Genomic DNA, 16,979 nt, shown 5'->3' with positions numbered 1-16,979 from the left:
AGGGGTCGTAATCGTCGGGGACTTTGAGCTGGTCGGTCTTGAAGCGGGTGATGGCGCGGACGAGCGCGGGGCTGGTGTGGGTTTCAAACCAGGAGGCGGAGCACCAGGGGTAGTCGGCGGCGTTCTTGACGAGGCGGTGCTTGACCGCGTTGCGATGCGTGTAGTTCAGCCGGGCGAAGTAGGAGCGCTCATAGGTGAGCTGGGTTTCCCGATAGTTGAACCAGATCTGGCGGCCGGGAGCGGCATCGAGCTTGTTGACCCACTTGGCGGTCTTTTCGTGCAGCAGGCCGAGCATCTGGGGGAGGTTCTCCGCGGTGGCGGGGGACTCGGCGACGAAGTGGTAGTGATTGGAGAAAACGGCCCAGGCTTCCAGCCGCCAGCCAAAATCGGCTGCCACAGTCAGCAGGCCACGGTGCAGGACGCTGAGGCGTTCTTTGCCACGAAAGTGATGCTGCTTTTGGTAGGTGCCGGTGGTGATGAAGTAGATGCCGTGCGCGCTGAGTCGGTGCAGCGGCGCGTGGGGCCAGGGCAGCTTCGTGTCGTCATCGGAAGACATGCCGTGGAGGCTAAAAGAGGCACGCTGAACAAGGCAAGATTAAATGGGGCGCGGCAGCGTTTTGGAGTGCGGTGGGAAGCGAAGCGCCACGCCGCTTTCGACGGGGCGAGGGAGAGACGGAGACGAGGGGCTTTCGAAAGCGGTGTCACAGCCAACGCACTCCACGACGCTTCGCGAGGGGCGGAGCTTTTGGAGTGCGGTGGGAAGCGCAGCGCCACACCGCTTTCGACATGGTGGTGGGGAGACGGGAGCGAGGGGGCTTTCGAAAGCGGTGTCACAGCCAACGCACTCCACGACGCTTCGCGACTGTGGCACCTCACTTCACCACGGGCTTGCCGGCATCGAGCCAGCCGCCGTAACCGCCATCGAGGTGGATGACATGGGTGAAGCCGAGTTTCTCGAAGGTGGGGAGGGCGCGGGTGCTGCGACCTCCGGCCTGGCAGTGGACGAGGACGGGCTGGGTCTTGTCCAGCTTGGCGAGTTCGGCTTCGAAGGTGGGCTCGCTGATGTCGATGTTCCTGGCGTCCTTGAGGTGGCCTTCGCTGAACTCTTCCTGGGTGCGGACATCGACGATGGTGACTTTGCCTTCGGCGATGAGTTTGGCGGCTCCTTCGGCATCGACATGCTTGGCTTTATCAGCGGCGAAGGTGAAGGCGGGGAGGATGGAGAGAAGGGCGATGAGGAGGTGTTTCATGGTGGGTGGTCGTTAAGGGGTGACTTTGATTTCGACAGCCATGTGGGCGAGTCGCTGATAGAGCTTACGTTTGCTGAGCAGGGGCCACCATCGGTAGAGGTAGATTTCGAGGGGCCGCCACATGGCGACCCAACCAAGGATGGTGAGTCCTTCGCGAGTGACAGCTTTCCAGGTGGTGTCGCCTTTGAAGAGGACGAGGGCGGCAAACTCGCAGGCGGCCATGAAGGTGAGGCCGATGAGCATGGTGGCGCGGCCTTCCTTCATGAGCTGGCGGAACTCGCGCCATAGCATGTCGGAGCGGTAGGCGAAGTAGTGCTGCACGGAGTCCTGCACTTTGGCTCCTTCGGCGGGAGTCTTGGCGAGGTGGATGACGAGATGGAGGTCGTCGTCACGCGGGTGCTCCTGCGCCCAACTAACGATGAACTCCTCGGCGTCGTGATCGAGGTCCCGCTCGTGGAAGGGCGAGGGGTCCATGGAGTTGAAGAGCTGCGCCAGCTCAGTCAGCTTGACCTCGATCAGGGCGGGCATGGTGGGCGGCAGTTAAAGAAAAAGTGCTCAGTGGACAGTGCTCAGTTTTAGAACTGAACACTGAGAACTGAGCACTCGGACACTAAGATGAGATCAGGCTTTCGCCGCTTCGTAGCCTTTGGCGACTTCGGCCCAGTTCACGACGTTCCACCAGGCGGCGATGTAGTCGGGGCGTTTGTTTTGATACTTCAGATAGTAGGCGTGCTCCCAGACATCGAGGCCGAGGATGGGGGTGCCGAGGTCGGTATCGGCGACGATGCCTTTCATCAGCGGGTTGTCCTGATTCGGGGTGGAGGTGACGGCGAGTTTGCCGTCGGGCTTGACGATGAGCCAGGCCCAGCCGGAGCCGAAGCGCTTGGTGCCGGCTTCGCCGAAGAGCTTCTTGAAGTCGTCGATGCTGGTGAAGGTGCTCTGGATGGCTTCGCCGAGTTTGCCTTCGGGGCCTTTCGGGCCGCTGCCTGCTGGGGCCATCCATTTCCAGAACCAGGTGTGGTTCACGTGACCGCCGCCGTTGTTGCGGATGAGCATGCGCTGGGCTTCGGGGACGGTGGAGAGATCGGAGACGAGGGCGACGGCGTCGGTCTGGGAAAGGCTGGCGGCTTTGAGGGCATCGCCGAGGTTCTTCACATAGGCGGCGTGGTGTTTGCCGTGGTGGATGCCCATGGTGATGGCGTCGATGTGTGGCTCCAGGGCCTCAGGGGCGTAGGGCAGGGCGTCCTGAGTGAGGCCGATGGCGGCCTGGCTGGTGGAGCTGATGAGGGTGGCGGCGGCAGCGGTGCTGGCGGTGGTGATGAAAGTGCGGCGGTTCATAGGAAGGTGGGTGAAGAAATACGAAGTCGCCGCGCGAATGTCACGGTTTTTGCAGCCTGATTTCGGGACAAAGTCGCCACAGTTCGTTTTGGCATGTGGGGAATCCTGTTTAAAGGGGCGGGCTCCATGTCCCTGTTTCTCCCTCCTGATTACTTCCGCGAGTTGCGCCGCGAGGAGATTTTCCCCGATGCCACCCGTCCGCTGGAGGTGGAGTTGGGCAGTGGGGATGGTTCTTTCTTTGTCGGCATGGCGGAGCACTACCCGGAGCGGGATTTCCTGGGGCTGGAAAGGATGCTCGGGCGTGTGGAGAAGACGCTGAAGAAGATCGCTCGCGCTGGGCTGACGAACGGGAAGATCTTGCGCCTGGAAAGCGGCTACAGTGTGGGCTGGCTGCTGCCGACGGCGGGTGTCTCGCGTCTGCATCTGCTCTGCCCAGATCCTTGGCCGAAGAAGAGACACGGCCCCCGTCGGCTGGTGAATCAGGACGAGTTCCTCAACGGTCTCGCGCGTGTGTTGATGCCGGGCGGCGAGTTCCTGCTGAAGACGGATGACGCGGTCTATTTTGAAGACGCGCAGGTGAGTCTGGGCGCACGAGCAGAGTTCGAGCGGCTGGACTGGCCGGAGGATGCCTTCTTTTACCCGATGACGGACTTTGAGGAGCACTGGCTCAGCCTGGGCCGAAGCATGAACCGGGCGCGCTGGCGTCGGGTTTAAAGCAGGCGACCGAGCAGGTTTTCGTCCGGTTTGTCCTCGACGTTGCTGCTGGAGGGATTCAGCAAGTCATCAATGAGAAGCTGGCTGTCTTCGAGGAAGGTCTGGCCGGCACGGCGGAGGAAGTCGCCCTCCTCGGCGCGGGTGTGGAGGATGACGAGGACACACTCGCCGCGATGAATGACGAGCGCGTGGCAGGTCTCGAAGCCGAACCAGAAGGTGTGTGGCAGGCGGTCTCCGCCACTGCCGAAGTGATCCCGCATGTCATGCACGGTGCGGAGGAGTTTGTCGGCGCGGAACTCTTCAAAGGGCAGAGCATTGATGAGCACCTGTCTGCGCCAGCCGAGCAGGAGACCATTGACGGCTCCACCGTTGCGGAGGCGTTCTAAAGCGGAGCGGAGAGAGGGAGCGATGTTTGCAGGCATGGCAGTGAGGGGTCAGTTCGGTTGGGTGGTGACCTTGGTCAGCAGTTCGTAGAGCAGTGTCTTCTTGCCTATGAGCGCACCTGCGCCGGGGTCGTTGGGTCCGGTGCCTTCGCCAAAGTAGGAGTAGGTCACGGTGAGGTCGTCTTCTTGAAGCATCCCCGTCCAGGGCGTGCCGAGATCGAGCGCCTCGCCCAGCTTGGTGCCGTAGTGGCGCAGGCCCTGGAAGTCGGCGGCAAAGGCATCGACCAATTCCTGGTCGGCAGAGCTTTCGATGATGCCTTCTTTGAGGTTAAACAGGGTCAGTGGGACGGGTTTGGCGGCGCTCATGGGCTCGTTCGTCTCAAAAATGGAGGTGCAAGGCAAGCACAAACCCGGTGGCAGCGCAGATTCAGGAAGTGGGCGAGCGAGTTGGATTCGGATTTGATCCGCTGCGTTCTGCGACTTAACTGCACGCATGACACCGCTAGATCATGCCAGCCAGATTCTCGATTCCATGCTCGGCTACCTCGGGTTTGCCGTGAAGATCGACCAGGATGACGGCCCCGATGGCCTGACGCTGCAAATTCACACGGAGGACAGCCAGATGCTTATCGGTCGTCGTGGGGCGACGATGGAGGACATTCAATATCTGGTGAACCGGGTACTCCAGCGGCACATCCCGAATCCGCCGCGCATCCGGGTGGATATCGACCACTTCCGCTCCATGCGGGAAGACCAGATGGTGGAGGAGGCCAAGGAGCTGGGGGAACGAGTGCGCGCCACGGGCAAGCCGGAGATCCTGCCGCCGATGAACAGCTACTATCGGCGCATCATCCACAATGTCTTCGTCAATGACCCGCAGGTGCAGAGTGTGAGTCTGGATGGTCAGGCACGTTTCAAGCGGATCCAGCTCAAGCGGCGGCGCTGATGTCGAGCCAAGGGCTCGAAGCTGCTGGTGCGCCCGCCAGGAATCGAACCTGGATATGCGGCTTCGGAGACCACCATTCTATCCGTTGAACTACGGGCGCGTTTGCAGGCGCGTTGTTTCGTCTCGACGGGCGGAGTCGGCAAGCGGGGATTTTGGCAATAGGCGTCACTCCTGGAACTGAAGCGCGGCGAGCTTTTGGTAGAGATCGCAGTTCTTCAGCAGTTCGGAGTGGGTGCCTTTGGCTTCGACCATGCCATCGCGCATGACGATGATCTGATCGGCTTCCAGAATGGTGGAAAGGCGATGGGCGATGGCGATGACGGTGCGGCCTTCGGAGAGTTCGTGGATGGCATCCTGGATGATCTTCTCTGTCTCGGTGTCGAGCGCGGAGGTGGCTTCATCGAGGAGCAGGATGGGGGCGTTTCTCAAGACGGCACGGGCGATGGAGAGCCGCTGCTTCTGACCGCCGGAGAGGTTCGAGCCGCCATCGGAAATCATGGACCGGTAGCCGCCCTCGCTCTGCATGATGAAGTCGTGGGCGTGCGCCTTTTTCGCGGCGGCGATGACTTCGTCTTCAGTGGCGTCAAGGCGTCCGTAACGGATGTTTTCCAGGACGGTATCGTGGAAGAGGAAGGTGTCCTGGTTCACGATGCCGATGTTGTGACGCACGCTGGTTTGCGTGACGGAGCGGATGTCTGTGCCGTCGATGAGCACGCGGCCTGAATCGGGATCGTAAAAGCGCAGCAGCAGGGAGAAGAGGGTACTCTTGCCCGCGCCGCTGGGGCCGACGAGGGCGTAGAATCTGCCAGGAGCGAGATCGAGGTCGATGCCACGCACGGCGGCCTTCTCCAGGCGCTGACCATTGTGGCCGGGGTAGCTGAAGGTGAGGTTTTCAAAGTGGATGCCACCTTTGACATTGGAGATGGGCGGGGCATCCGGGACGTCCTGGATGTCGGGCTGGCGAATCAGCAGGGTGACCACGTTGCTGACGGCGAAGCGGGTCTTTTGCAGCAGGAGATTCACTTTCCCGAGATCCTTCGCCGGCGGGTAGATCTGGGTGAGAGCGAGGATAACGGTGAGAAATTCTCCAGCCTCCCAACCTTTGTACCACCAGTAGATGAGGCCGCCAGCGATGCCGAAGGATGCAACAAACTCGACCATGGGACCGACGATTTCCGAAGCCCGCTGCCAGCGAATGGAATTCCGGCTCATGGCCGCGTTGGCTTTGGTGAAGCGCTCCACTTCGTAGTCTTCACGGCCATAGGCCTTCACCAGACGGATGCCGGTGAGAGATTCGTGCATGGCGGTCATCATCGCGCCGGCCTGGAGTTCCTCGTTCTTGCCCGCTTTTTTGACCCGCTTGCCCAGCGTCAGCACGGGCCAGAGGCAGAGGGGAAACACAAAAAGACTCATGAACGTGAAGAAGGGATACTTCGAGAAAAGCGTGGCCAGGATGGCGATGATGGTGAGCGGGCGGTTCGTCATGAGCTGGACGAACTGGACGGCATTTTGCTGCGCCACGCGGCTTTGATTGTTGATGGTCTGGATCAGCATGCCAGCCTTGGTGCCACCAAAGAAGGCGGGGGACTGACGCAGGACACCTCGGAAGACGTCATTGCGGATGTCCTGAAGCATCTTGTTTCCCACCCAGGCGAGACAGTATTTGTTGAGGTACTCCAGGATTCCCCGGATGAGGAAGAGCGCCGGGATGCAGGCGCAGGAGGCGATGACGATGCCGAGACCCACCGGGGTGTCCTGACTCAGGCCGAGCAGCTCGGCGAGGTTGAGTTTGATGCCGAAGGGCAGGTTGTGGATCTTGTCCAGGGTGGCGGCCTGCCCTTTGAGTACGATGGAAAAGATGATCTCAAAAGACCCGATGATGACGATGTTGAACAAGGCCGCCAGGGTTCCGAGCACCACGCCCGTGACGAATCGGCCCATGACGGGCTTTAAATAGGGGATCAGGCGGCGGTAGGCCACTTTGGCATCCAGCTCGGGGGCAAAGGATGCGTTGTCAGGTCGGGGGGGCGTCGGGGCTTCAGCCATGATGGTTCTGGAAAATCACTTCAGGCATGATGCCGGGGCAGCAGGCGCGAGGGCTGGACGGCTAACACTGTCAGGCTGGGGCGTCGAGGCGGAATTGTCCGGTGTCAGCGCATGCCGCCGAACTTTCGCCGCACGACATCGATCTCCTCCCGCCCCATCTCCACCTCACGCTCGAGCACGCTTTTGTCGCGTTTTACTTCGCGGATGCCATCGACTGTCCAGAAGGCGCAGCTCGCTGACATGGTGGCGAAGAGGACAAAAAGCAGATGACACATGAGTGACATCTGCCGCTCCTGACTTTTACGAGCATCGCGGTCCGTGTCCACATCCAGCACTCCGAGCAGATCCATCCACCAAAGGCGCCAAAGCTTGGGTTCACTGGCGACTCGCAGGCATGTAATAGCCAAGGCGATGCAGAGGATAGCGATGATGGCGGAGCCAATCGGCATGGTTGAAGAAAAACGAAGGTCGAAGAATGACCATTTTAGCGATTCTTCTCGTTGAGCGTCAACGTTTTTGTCCTTCCTTGGCGAATTGACTGAAGGTGCGGCTTTGGTCGCCGCTCTGCTTCATTTCACCACGGGTGTCAGGACCATATTCCGGTAGTCCACGTTTGTGTGATCACCCTGAAGATAAAGGGGGCCGGGCTTGAACTCATCGCTCGACATCGCACCGCCAGTGCAACCGAGGACGGGTTGGTTGTCGATGATGGTCTTGCCATTGAGGATCACCGTGAGATGGCGATCCACGAGCGTGATGTCCAGCGTCTGCCATTCGCCGATGGGCTTCTCCGCGTTTACACTCGGAGTGATGCGGCTGTAAAGCGCGCCCATGTGGTGGGAGTCGAGCGGTTTGCCGAAGCTCTCCATGATCTGCACTTCATAAATGCCGCGCAGGTAGATGCCGCTGTTGCTGCCTTCCTGGGTGCGGACCTCGGTCTTCAGGTTGAAGTCTTCGAACTCCGCATCCGTGCGCAGATTGCCGAAGTGCTTGCCCTTCTCTTTGGAGACGCGGTTTTGCAGGATGCCGTCCACGACGCTCCAGCCATTGTCGGCTTCCTTCAGCAAGCGCCAGCCGGTGAGGTCTTTGCCATTCAGTAGAGGGATCGGTGTGCCATACTTCACCTGGGAGAGATCGGGCTTCGCGGGGATGGCCGGGATGCGTTTGCCGGTGAATTCAGCAGGCTGGCCCACGGCTTTGCCTTCGGGATTCTTCTTTGAGGTGCTGAGCTTCAAGACATCTCCCTCGGCTTTCGCGGTGATGGTTTCCACCGTCACCTTGCCTTCCTTGTTCTTCTGCTCGCGTGTGACGATGAGGGTGTCTCCCTCGACCTTCGTGCTGGCCGTGGGCACCACACTGCCGCCGCCCCAGAGGACGCTGGAGCTGAAGCCGCCGTCTTTTTCCTCCACGCCGAGCCAGCCTGCGCCTCCCCCAGGGATGACAAGAGCCCAACGGCCGGTGAAGACAGATTCAGCCTGCGAGATGCTGGCAAAGGATAGGCTGAAAAGAACGGATGCGGTGAGAGTGCGGATCATAGGTCGGTGAAGGGTGGAGAAAACGCCCCCTGCCGCCAGCTTTATCGCGCTTTTCGGAAGAGGGATCAGATCCTGGCACTGCGGGTGAAATCGAGGAGCTTCACTCAGGCTTCAATTTTTTTTGAAACTGTCGTGATGCCTTCGCGTTTCAGGGGGCGCGCAAGGGATTGGTTTTAGCCAACGCCCCCAGGCCCAAACCAAACCACACCCACACATCATTAACATGAAAGTTATCACCACGATCCTCTCCGTCCTGGCTCTCGCCAGCTTCGTGAACGCTGCCGAAGGCGACGCCAAGAAAGAAAAGCCAAAGATGGACCCTGCCAAGGCCTTCGCCAAGCTGGACACCAACAGCGACGGCTCCATCAGCAAGGAAGAATATCTCGCCAGCCCTCAGGCGAAGAAGGACACTGCCAAAGCTGAAGAGTCCTTCGGCAAGCGCGACAAGGACAAAGACGGCAAGATCTCCAAAGAAGAGTTCACCGCCGCTCCAAAGAAAAAGAAGAAGGCCGAATAATCTCGTCCTGAACTGGTGACCCGCACGGCCAGTTCTCCGATTTAAGCCGCATCTGAAAACAGATGCGGCTTTTTTATGGGCGCACCCGGCAGTGGGAAAGGCGGAGTCTGCTCATCCTTTCACACGACCTGGCGCACGCTTTCGGCGCTGCTGACGGTGGTGATGCTGCCGTCGGGCAGAGCGAGGAGCAGGTGGCCTTCGCGGTCCAGATCGAGGGCGCGGCCAAAGAGTTCGCGGCCTTCCACCGTGGCGCGGATCTGGCGGCCCAGGAGCCAACTGCGCTCCCGCACGTCGGCGATGGCTTCGTGGAAGCCATCATCCAACCGGCTGAGCTGGAGGTGGAGCTGGCGGAGGAGGGCGTGGGCGAGCGAATCGCGGTCCAGCAGAGGCTGCGGCATGGGCGGGACGGCGGCGAGCAGGGAAGTGGCGGTGTCAGACAGCTCGGGGGGGAAGTCGCGCGTGTTCACGTTCAGGCCGATGCCGAGCACGAGCATGAGCCCGCTCGGCGTGCCCACGGCTTCCGCGAGCAGGCCGGCGACTTTGCGGTCGTGGACATACACATCGTTCGGCCATTTGATCTGGGGCCGGAGAGGCAGCTCGTCCTCAATGGCGCGGCAGAGGGCGAGCGCGGCCAGGGTGGTGACGCGGGGCCAGAGCGCGGTGGGTGCCTCGGGCCGCAGGAGCAGGGAGAGCATGAGATCCCTGCCTTTGGGCGCGAGCCAGCGATTCTGCCGCCGCCCACGCCCGGCGGTCTGGGATTCGGCAAAGAGGACGAGCCCTGGCACCTCCCCGGCGAGCGCGGCCTCGCGCAGCGCATCGCTGGTGGAGCCGATCTCATCCACCACCTGCACGCGCCAGGGCAGGGCGGGGTCGTTCAGAGAGAATGAGGAAAGGGCGGGCATGGGGGGGGGCGTGCTTCCTTTGCCAGCCGGGGCGTGCTTTGCCAAGCGTGGCGGATGATTTTCCTTGGCAAAGTGCGGCGGGTGCTGCTTCACATGGCAGACATGACCACCGGCATCATCACCATTTCCGACCGCGCCAGCCAGGGTATCTACGAGGACCTGGGAGGCCCGGCTTTGAAAAAATCAGCGGAGGGTTACGGCTGGCAGGTGCTGGCGGAGGTCATCGTGCCGGATGACATGAAAGCCATCCAGATGGCCATCCAATCCCTGAGTGACCAGGGCTGCGGCCTCATCCTGACGACGGGCGGCACGGGCATCGCCGAGCGGGATGTGACGCCGGAAGCGATCCGTGGGATCATGCGGGTGGAGATCCCAGGCTTCGGTGAAGTGATGCGGATGAAGTCCCTGGAGATCACGCCGAATGCCATCCTCTCCCGCAGTCTCGCGGCCGTGGTGGGACGGGCGCTGGTCATCGCCCTGCCGGGGAAGCCACAGGGCGCGGTGGAGTGCCTGAGCTTCGTGCTCGGAGCCATCCCGCACGCCGTGAAGCTGGCCCAGCGGGTGCCCACAAGCTGCTGAGTGGCGCTTGAGAAAACAGTCATTCCATCCTGGAAGAGAGCCGGTTCATCAAGACTGCTCCACGCCGGGCTGGAGCAGGTTTGGTCAGAGAACTAGAAACAGCCTGCATGATCCAAAATGCGATGTGGCGGCGGACGGTGGTGTCGCAAGAATGGCTGGCGGAGAAACTGGTGATGAAATCGGCGGCGAATGTGAGTCAGCAGATTCCGCGACTGGAGAGGAAGAAAGCGCTGGCGAGAGTGCCTGACACGCTGAAGCTATTTCTGGATGAAACCGATGGCGACCCTAGTTGAATACCCCGATAAACTGTCAAGCAGTTGCGCCCTGCCCCCGTTCTCCCGGGAACGCTACGCCACCACCAGAATACAAATGATATGAGGGCAATTCCATCTATGGGTGAATGCCCCTTTTGCAAACAGGGTTCGCTTGTGCCTGCCCGTGAGCGTTCAACTGGCCATGAATATATTCTCTGTGATGAATGCGAATGTGAATGGGAAGATCCAGAACTGGCGAGTAACAGTTTAAACGCTTCTAACGGAAAGTATGGAGCGAGCGATCTGCTTACCAACGAGGATTTGATCAATCATGTGTGGTTGCCTTTCTTTAAAATTTAACACGGAAAAGCGGCCCCGGAAAAGCGGCCCCCAGGCTGCGAGTGGCTGACAAAATAGCTCTCTTTTCAAATGACCCCGCTGTTGATCCCTCTCTTCACGGCCTCAACAAACCCCTCGGCATGACAGGGAAAACGGGGTCAGGCAACAGGCTGACAAAATCCCCTATCTCAAATCACCCCTCTACTTATACCCCTGGTGATGGCGTCGATGAACGTATCGGCGTGGCAGAGGAGACGGATGTGGTCGAGGTGGCGGGGTTTGGAGCGCGAGGGCGGGCGGAACGCGGGGATGATCTTGGTGGAGGTGGTGGCATAGCCAAACCCCTGCTCAAGCCAGAGGGGTTGGCCGTCGTGTTCGCGCCATTCGCCGGGCTGCCACTGGAGGGCGTGGAACCTTCTCGCGCTGCTGTGGTGGGCGCTTTTGAGTTGCTCCCACCAGAGGCGGTTGCCGAGGGCGGCGGGGTGCTGCATGAGGATGCCGTAGTCGGGGCCGGGGGCGGGCGGGCGTGGGTTGATGTTTTTGAAGAACTGCCGCCACCTGCGGTTGGGTGTGCGGATGCCGGATGGCATGTCTTACCGCTACGCCTACGACTATCGTGCCAGAAGGCTGGTGCTTCGTCTTTTACCCAGCAGGGCGACCCTCAGCAGCCAGAAGACTTCCACCGCGAGAGATCAGAAAACCGCAGAGATGAGTTCCAGAGGTTTTCTCCCGAAAAACTTCCGCAGAACACCCGCAGATTCAGGGAGGCCAGCAGATGGACATTGGACCCAGCTGCTGGCCTCCTCGAATCTGCTGGAAGTTACTCTCCGTTTCACCATCGAGCCGCGTTGGGTTCGGCTGCTCTGCGGTTTTCTAATCTCTTGCGGTGTTCTATTCCGGGCGTGCAGGGAATCAGCGGGAGGCTGCACAGCCTACGGGATTACGCGGAGACGCGCGATCACTCGTTGAGTCTCACCGTCCGGCATCGCCCGGCAAGCGGATGCCGATCTTGCGCTCATGCGGGTAGTACTTGTCCCGGTGGTAGCGGCGGTGACCCGCCGGGTCCACGGTTCTCCAGGCGGAATCCAGACTCTCCCGGGTGCTCGCACAACTGGGAAACAAGGCGGCGAGGGCGAGGCTGCATCCGAGTCGGAAGAGCAGGCTGAAGCAGGGTTTCGTGGAGTCTTGCATACAGGAGAGGCGGCAGAGGCAGGTGAAGAAAACCCCGTCACAAGGACGGGGTTTGATAGGGCGGGTGATGAGCCACTTTAAGAGGCAGCTCTCAATGGCAGGAGATCAGCCCAGCTTCGCGAGGCTGTCATCCAGCGCGGCGATCACGGTGGTGATGCTGGCTTCGGATTCATCGCCCATGTTGCTGACGCGGAAGGTCTTGCCCTTGAGCTTCCCGTAGCCGCCGTCGATGATCATGCTGTGGTTCTTCTTCAGCAGGCCGATGAAGGCGGCGACGTCGATGCCTTTGTTGTTTGCCACGCAGGTGAGGGACTTTGAGCGATAGCCTTCGGGGGCGAAGAACTCGAAGCCGTTGCGGCGGACCCAGTCATGCACCATGCCGTTGAGCTTGGCGTGGCGGGCGTAGCGGTTTTCCAGACCTTCGGCGAAGATCTTATTGAGCTGATGACGCAGGCCGTAGATGAGGCTGATGCACGGCGTGCTCGGCGTCATGCTCTTCTCGCCGTTCGCCCGGAACTCGATGAAGTCGAAGTAGTAGCCGCGATCATGAATCGTGGCGGCACGCGCCATGGCAGCCTCGGAGGCAGTGAAAAGGGCGAGACCGGGAGGCAGGGCGAAGGCTTTCTGGGAACCGGTGAGCAGCACGTCGATACCGAGTTCGTCGAAATTAACGGGCACGGTGGTGAAGCCGGAGACGCTGTCGGTGATGAACATCACGTCGGGATACTTCTTCTTCAGCGCGGCGATCTCGGCGATGGGGCTGAGCACGCCAGTGGAGGTCTCATTGTGGATGAAGGTGACGGCATCGAACTCACCGGTGGCGAGACGTTTGTCGATCTCTTCGGCGAGGATGGGCTGGCCCCACTCGACCTGATAGGCCTCGGCTTCCTTGCCGCAGCGCTTGGACACGTCGAGCCACTTGTCGGAAAAGGCGCCGTTGCAGCAGTTGAGCACCTTCTTCTTCACAAGGTTGCGGATCGCGCCTTCCATGACGCCCCAGGCGGAGGAGGTGCTGAGAAAGACCTGCTGCTTCGTGCCGAAGAGCGTCTGCAGCATGGGCTGGATCTCCGCATACAGATCCTGGAAGCCTTTCCCACGATGGCCCATCATCGGCTGCGCCATGGCGGCAAAGGTATCTGCGCTGACTTCGACGGGACCTGGGATGTAGAGTTTGACGTGGGTGCTCATGATTGGGGGAAAAGGGAGGCGGAGATTAGGGGGGAATGAGGGGATGGCAAGAGGCATGGAGTGCCGGCGAGTCGTCGGCAAAAATTTGGAAGGGCGACGAGTCATCGCCGCTTCACATCATACGACCACGTTCACGAGCTTGCCGGGAACGACGATGACTTTCTTCGGTGTCTTGCCTTCCATGAACTCCTGCACGCGGGCGCTGCCGAGGGCGAGGGCTTCGATCTCTTCTTTGGTGGCGGCGATGGGGACGCGGACTTTGTCGCGCAGCTTGCCATTCACCTGGAAGACGACTTCGACTTCGTCCTCGATCATGGCGGCGGGATCATAGGCGGGCCAGGTGGCGTCGCTGAGCAGGCCGGGGTGGGCCAAAGCGGGGAACTTGCTGGCGATGCGGGCGTTCAGTTCGTCCGCGAGATGCGGGGCGAAGGGGCTGAGCACTTTCAGGAAGGTGACGATGGCCGCAGCGGGTTTCGCCTCGGCACCGGTGAAGGCATTCGTGCAGACCATCATCTGAGAGATGGCAGTGTTGAAGCTGAGCTTCTCGATGTCTTCGCCGCACTTCTTGATGGTCTCGTGCAGCACTTTGGTGAGTTGTTTGTTCGCAGGCACGTCCTGGAGGGCTTTGGAAACACTCCATACGCCCTCTTCGCTCTGTTCCATGACCAGACGCCAGACGCGGGCGAGGAAGCGATACACGCCCTCGACACCCTTCATGCTCCAGGGCTTCACCTGCTCCAGCGGACCCATGAACATCTCATACAGGCGCAGCGCATCGGCACCATACTCGGCCACGACGTCGTCGGGGTTCACGACGTTGCCGCGTGACTTCGACATCTTCTGGCCGTCCTCGCCCATGATCAGGCCTTGGTTCACCAAGCGCTGGAAAGGCTCCGGTGTGCTGACATAGCCGAGATCGAAGAGCACCTTGTGCCAGAAGCGGGCATAAAGCAGGTGCAGCACCGCGTGCTCGGTGCCGCCGACGTAGAGATCGACGCCGCCGGGCTTGCCGCCGCCCATCCAGTATTTCTCCGCTTCCACGCTGACAAAGCGCTCGCTGTTCTGCGCATCGCAGTAACGCAGGTAATACCAGCATGAGCCAGCCCACTGCGGCATCGTGTTGAGTTCGCGCGTCGCGGTGTCGGAGTAGCGGACCCAGTCGGTGGCTTTGGAAAGCGGTGGCTCGGGCGTGCCGGTGGGCTTGAAGTCGGCCAAGTCAGGCGGCAGCAGCGGTAGCTCGCTCTCAGGAATGCAGCGATGATTGCCATCCTCCCACACGATGGGGAAGGGCTCGCCCCAGTAGCGCTGGCGACTGAAGAGCCAGTCGCGGAGTTTGAAGTTCGTGGTGCCGCGTCCGAGGCCTTTTTCTTCGAGCCAGGTGGTGATGGTGCGCTTCGCGTCAAGAGTGGTCAAGCCGTCAAGGAAGCCGCTGTTGATGGCGGTGCCTATCTCCGAGTATGCCTGTTGAAATAGCCAACAATGCGCACGGTATCTCGCTTGCAGTCCTATTGTAAAATCCTCTAGAGGGTTTGCTGCATAGATTTCCGCTGTCTCTGGAGCAATCTTCTTCGTAGCTGAGATAAGCCACTCAACTGGAGGCATGACCACTGGCCTGATCGGTAATTCGAACTTCTTCGCGAACTCAAAGTCACGCTCATCATGCGCAGGCACGGCCATGATGGCTCCGGTGCCGTAGCCCATCATGACGTAGTCGGCGATCCAGATGGGGATCTGGTGGTTGGTCACTGGATTGATGGCATAAGCGCCGGTGAAGACGCCGGTCTTTTCCTTCGCCAGTTCGGTGCGCTCCATGTCGGACTTGGAGGCGACGCTCTTCTGGTAGGCTTCGACGGCGGCGAGTTGCTCAGGCGTGGTGATCTGCGGCACCAGCGGATGCTCGGGAGCCAGGACCATGTAGGTGGCTCCGAAGAGGGTGTCAGGCCGTGTGGTAAAGACGGTGACATCGGTGTCACCGACTTTGAAAGTCACATGCGCGCCTTCACTGCGTCCGATCCAGTTGCGTTGCAGAAGGCGAATGCTTTCGGGCCAGTCGAGGCCGTCGAGTTCATCGATGAGGCGCTGGGCCATGGCGGTGATGCGCAGCATCCACTGGCGCATGGGGCGACGCTCGATGGGATGCCCCCCACGTTCACTCTTTCCATCCACAACCTCTTCATTCGCCAACACAGTTCCAAAATAGGGGCACCAGTTCACAGGTGCGGATGAGATGTAGGCGAGGCGTTTCGCATCGATCTCTTCACGGCTCAGGCCCTGGGTTTCGAGTTCGGCGATTGGGCGGGCTTTGCCCTCATCGTTCACATAGGCGTTGTAGAGCTTCAGGAAGATCCACTGCGTCCACTTGAAGTAGCCAGGGTCAGTCGTATTCACCTCACGATCCCAGTCGTAAGCGAAACCGAGACGCTTCAATTGGCCGGTAAAGTTTTTGATGTTTTTCTCGGTGGTAACCCGCGGATGAACACCATTTTCGATGGCGTATTGCTCTGCAGGCAGGCCAAAGGCGTCCCAGCCCATGGGATGCAGCACGTTGAAGCCGGACATCTTTTTGAAGCGACCGATGATGTCCGTGGCGGTGTAGCCCTCGGGATGACCGACGTGCAGGCCCGCGCCGCTGGGATAGGGGAACATGTCGAGTACGAAGTACTTCGGCTTCGAGGCATCGAAGTCGTCATCACCGGGGTTCGGCGTGCGGAAGGCCTTCTTCGCCTCCCACACATCCTGCCACTTCGGTTCAAACTCGGAGAATGGGAAGGCTTTACGCTGCTGCTCGCTGGACATAGGGGCGCGGAAGAAGGCGAGATGGGGCCAAGTTCCAAGTTTAAAGTTTCAGGTTCGGGCCGTGATTGAGAAAGAGCGCGAACGTTTAGCCGCCTGCTGCTGCATGGATGATCTCCGAGTATGGAAGCACTTCAGAGACGTGCGGCACTCCCTCTGTGATTCAGAGGAAGTGCCCAGGGAGGGATTCGAACCCACGACCAATTGGTTAAGAGCCAACTGCTCTACCACTGAGCTACCTGGGCAAAAACTAACAACCATCGGATGGTACGCGGGGAGGGGATCGAACCCTCGACCAATTGGTTAAAAGCCAACTGCTCTACCGCTGAGCTACCCGCGCGGATGGGGGCGGGTTAGCTACTCGTCTTCAACCGTCCTGCAAGCCTGAATATGCACCATAAAGGACTTTTTCTGCGAGGGTGAGAAGACTGGCATGAGGACGCTGCACCAAAAAAGCATGCCAACCTGCGGCCTGGGCACCTTCGATGTCGTTGCGCACATCGTCTCCGACGTGAAGGCAGACCACAGGCTCAGTGCGCATGGTTTTCAGGGCCGTGGCAAACATGCGCGGGTGGGGCTTGGAGGCTCCGACCTCGCTGGAGATGATGATGGCTCCGAAGTGCCGCGTGAGGTCGTGACCGCCCAGGATGCTGAACAGGCGACGGTCGAAGTTGGAGAGGACACAGAGCTCGAAGTGCTCACGGAGCAGATTCAGGGCAGGGGGGACATCTTCATACACGATCCAGGATTCGGGTTTCGCATAATGCTGATAGAGGGCATCGAACAACGGGGGCAACTCTTCGTCGGGCAAAGGTGAGCCGAGTGCGGTGGCAAACACTTGGCGCACGAGTTCCTGCCACCAAGAGCGATCATCATCAGGCGATGACTGGCCGTCTGGAAAGAGTGGAGGTGGAAGCTGGTTCCAAACGTTAGCGGTGCGCCGAGTGCCCTCGGTCTAAGCTTGCCTTTTGGTTTCGACAACTATGCCGCTTTCTGCTGACTGT

Annotated in this window: 19 protein-coding genes, 3 tRNA genes and 1 pseudogene; 5 read left to right on the top strand and 18 right to left on the bottom strand. The window is 60.2% G+C overall.

Going from position 1 to position 16,979, the window contains the following annotated elements; translation table 11 throughout:
- From AC6FTP_RS20125 to AC6FTP_RS20110, 4 genes are all read right to left on the bottom strand, one after another.
- A partial coding sequence (locus tag AC6FTP_RS20125; protein WP_497208699.1) for a transposase occupies nucleotides 1-556 on the bottom strand: 556 nt, incomplete at its 3' end.
- Nucleotides 557-872: 316 nt separating this feature from the next.
- Complete coding sequence (locus tag AC6FTP_RS20120) at nucleotides 873-1,250, bottom strand: rhodanese-like domain-containing protein (RefSeq protein ID WP_497208698.1); 378 nt, start codon at nucleotides 1,248-1,250, stop codon at nucleotides 873-875.
- Between the two features lie 12 nt (nucleotides 1,251-1,262).
- A complete protein-coding gene (locus AC6FTP_RS20115; RefSeq protein WP_497208697.1) occupies nucleotides 1,263-1,778 on the bottom strand; it encodes a hypothetical protein in 516 nt (171 codons plus the stop codon).
- Between the two features lie 93 nt (nucleotides 1,779-1,871).
- Nucleotides 1,872-2,588 (bottom strand): superoxide dismutase, encoded by a 717-nt coding sequence (locus AC6FTP_RS20110; RefSeq protein WP_497208696.1) that lies wholly within the window; start codon nucleotides 2,586-2,588, stop codon nucleotides 1,872-1,874.
- 126 nt (nucleotides 2,589-2,714) lie between these two features.
- Between AC6FTP_RS20110 and trmB the strand changes: the two genes are divergently transcribed.
- Complete coding sequence (trmB, locus tag AC6FTP_RS20105; RefSeq protein ID WP_497208695.1) at nucleotides 2,715-3,302, top strand: tRNA (guanine(46)-N(7))-methyltransferase TrmB; 588 nt, start codon at nucleotides 2,715-2,717, stop codon at nucleotides 3,300-3,302.
- Here trmB and AC6FTP_RS20100 read toward each other — a convergent pair.
- Together AC6FTP_RS20100 and AC6FTP_RS20095 are read right to left on the bottom strand one after the other, a co-directional pair.
- Nucleotides 3,299-3,724 carry a hypothetical protein gene (locus AC6FTP_RS20100; RefSeq protein ID WP_497208694.1) on the bottom strand — a complete coding sequence of 142 codons (426 nt, stop codon included), beginning with the start codon at nucleotides 3,722-3,724 and terminating at the stop codon, nucleotides 3,299-3,301. The genes trmB and AC6FTP_RS20100 overlap by 4 nt on opposite strands.
- A 12-nt stretch (nucleotides 3,725-3,736) precedes the next feature.
- Nucleotides 3,737-4,051, bottom strand: coding sequence for a hypothetical protein (locus AC6FTP_RS20095; protein ID WP_497208693.1), 315 nt, complete (start codon nucleotides 4,049-4,051; stop codon nucleotides 3,737-3,739).
- Nucleotides 4,052-4,178: 127 nt separating this feature from the next.
- On the opposite strand from AC6FTP_RS20095, the gene AC6FTP_RS20090 reads away from it, so the two are divergent.
- Nucleotides 4,179-4,631, top strand: coding sequence for a Jag family protein (locus AC6FTP_RS20090; RefSeq protein ID WP_497208692.1), 453 nt, complete (start codon nucleotides 4,179-4,181; stop codon nucleotides 4,629-4,631).
- Between the two features lie 25 nt (nucleotides 4,632-4,656).
- Here the strand turns inward: AC6FTP_RS20090 and AC6FTP_RS20085 are convergent.
- From AC6FTP_RS20085 to AC6FTP_RS20070, 4 genes are all read right to left on the bottom strand, one after another.
- Nucleotides 4,657-4,731, bottom strand: a tRNA-Arg gene (locus AC6FTP_RS20085).
- Nucleotides 4,732-4,796: 65 nt separating this feature from the next.
- Nucleotides 4,797-6,677: an ABC transporter ATP-binding protein gene (locus AC6FTP_RS20080; protein ID WP_497208691.1), complete on the bottom strand. Its 1,881-nt coding sequence runs from the start codon at nucleotides 6,675-6,677 to the stop codon at nucleotides 4,797-4,799.
- Nucleotides 6,678-6,781: 104 nt separating this feature from the next.
- Entirely contained in the window at nucleotides 6,782-7,126 is a 345-nt protein-coding gene (locus tag AC6FTP_RS20075) for a hypothetical protein (protein ID WP_497208690.1), read from the bottom strand.
- A gap of 120 nt (nucleotides 7,127-7,246) precedes the next feature.
- Nucleotides 7,247-8,212 (bottom strand): 3-keto-disaccharide hydrolase, encoded by a 966-nt coding sequence (locus AC6FTP_RS20070; protein WP_497208689.1) that lies wholly within the window; start codon nucleotides 8,210-8,212, stop codon nucleotides 7,247-7,249.
- Between the two features lie 223 nt (nucleotides 8,213-8,435).
- On the opposite strand from AC6FTP_RS20070, the gene AC6FTP_RS20065 reads away from it, so the two are divergent.
- Nucleotides 8,436-8,729 carry an EF-hand domain-containing protein gene (locus AC6FTP_RS20065; RefSeq protein WP_497208688.1) on the top strand — a complete coding sequence of 98 codons (294 nt, stop codon included), beginning with the start codon at nucleotides 8,436-8,438 and terminating at the stop codon, nucleotides 8,727-8,729.
- Nucleotides 8,730-8,848: 119 nt separating this feature from the next.
- Here the strand turns inward: AC6FTP_RS20065 and AC6FTP_RS20060 are convergent, their stop codons facing one another.
- Nucleotides 8,849-9,631: a biotin--[acetyl-CoA-carboxylase] ligase gene (locus tag AC6FTP_RS20060; RefSeq protein WP_497208687.1), complete on the bottom strand. Its 783-nt coding sequence runs from the start codon at nucleotides 9,629-9,631 to the stop codon at nucleotides 8,849-8,851.
- 54 nt (nucleotides 9,632-9,685) lie between these two features.
- On the opposite strand from AC6FTP_RS20060, the gene AC6FTP_RS20055 reads away from it, so the two are divergent.
- Both AC6FTP_RS20055 and AC6FTP_RS20050 read left to right on the top strand, forming a co-directional pair.
- A complete protein-coding gene (locus AC6FTP_RS20055; protein WP_497202524.1) occupies nucleotides 9,686-10,210 on the top strand; it encodes a MogA/MoaB family molybdenum cofactor biosynthesis protein in 525 nt (174 codons plus the stop codon).
- A gap of 107 nt (nucleotides 10,211-10,317) precedes the next feature.
- Entirely contained in the window at nucleotides 10,318-10,503 is a 186-nt protein-coding gene (locus AC6FTP_RS20050; RefSeq protein WP_497208686.1) for a hypothetical protein, read from the top strand.
- Between the two features lie 488 nt (nucleotides 10,504-10,991).
- Here AC6FTP_RS20050 and AC6FTP_RS20045 read toward each other — a convergent pair whose 3' ends face one another.
- The 7 genes and pseudogenes from AC6FTP_RS20045 to AC6FTP_RS20015 all read right to left on the bottom strand — a co-directional run.
- Nucleotides 10,992-11,393, bottom strand: coding sequence for a hypothetical protein (locus AC6FTP_RS20045; protein ID WP_497208685.1), 402 nt, complete (start codon nucleotides 11,391-11,393; stop codon nucleotides 10,992-10,994).
- Between the two features lie 382 nt (nucleotides 11,394-11,775).
- Nucleotides 11,776-11,994 (bottom strand): hypothetical protein, encoded by a 219-nt coding sequence (locus AC6FTP_RS20040; RefSeq protein WP_497208684.1) that lies wholly within the window; start codon nucleotides 11,992-11,994, stop codon nucleotides 11,776-11,778.
- Between the two features lie 105 nt (nucleotides 11,995-12,099).
- Nucleotides 12,100-13,182 (bottom strand): pyridoxal-phosphate-dependent aminotransferase family protein, encoded by a 1,083-nt coding sequence (locus AC6FTP_RS20035; protein ID WP_497208683.1) that lies wholly within the window; start codon nucleotides 13,180-13,182, stop codon nucleotides 12,100-12,102.
- A 117-nt stretch (nucleotides 13,183-13,299) separates the two neighbouring features.
- Nucleotides 13,300-15,978, bottom strand: a complete 2,679-nt coding sequence (gene leuS, locus AC6FTP_RS20030) for a leucine--tRNA ligase (protein WP_497208682.1) — start codon at nucleotides 15,976-15,978, stop codon at nucleotides 13,300-13,302.
- 170 nt (nucleotides 15,979-16,148) lie between these two features.
- A tRNA-Lys gene (locus tag AC6FTP_RS20025) sits at nucleotides 16,149-16,220 on the bottom strand.
- Nucleotides 16,221-16,240: 20 nt separating this feature from the next.
- Nucleotides 16,241-16,315, bottom strand: a tRNA-Lys gene (locus AC6FTP_RS20020).
- A gap of 27 nt (nucleotides 16,316-16,342) precedes the next feature.
- Nucleotides 16,343-16,834: pseudogene (locus tag AC6FTP_RS20015) on the bottom strand (HAD-IA family hydrolase); the annotation flags it as partial.
- Nucleotides 16,835-16,979 lie beyond the last annotated feature (145 nt).

The sequence above is a fragment of the Prosthecobacter sp. genome, assembly GCF_044378005.1.
GTDB lineage: Bacteria > Verrucomicrobiota > Verrucomicrobiia > Verrucomicrobiales > Verrucomicrobiaceae > Prosthecobacter.
Note: the sequence above shows the minus strand (reverse complement) of the source record. Positions and strands in the feature narration are given on the sequence as shown.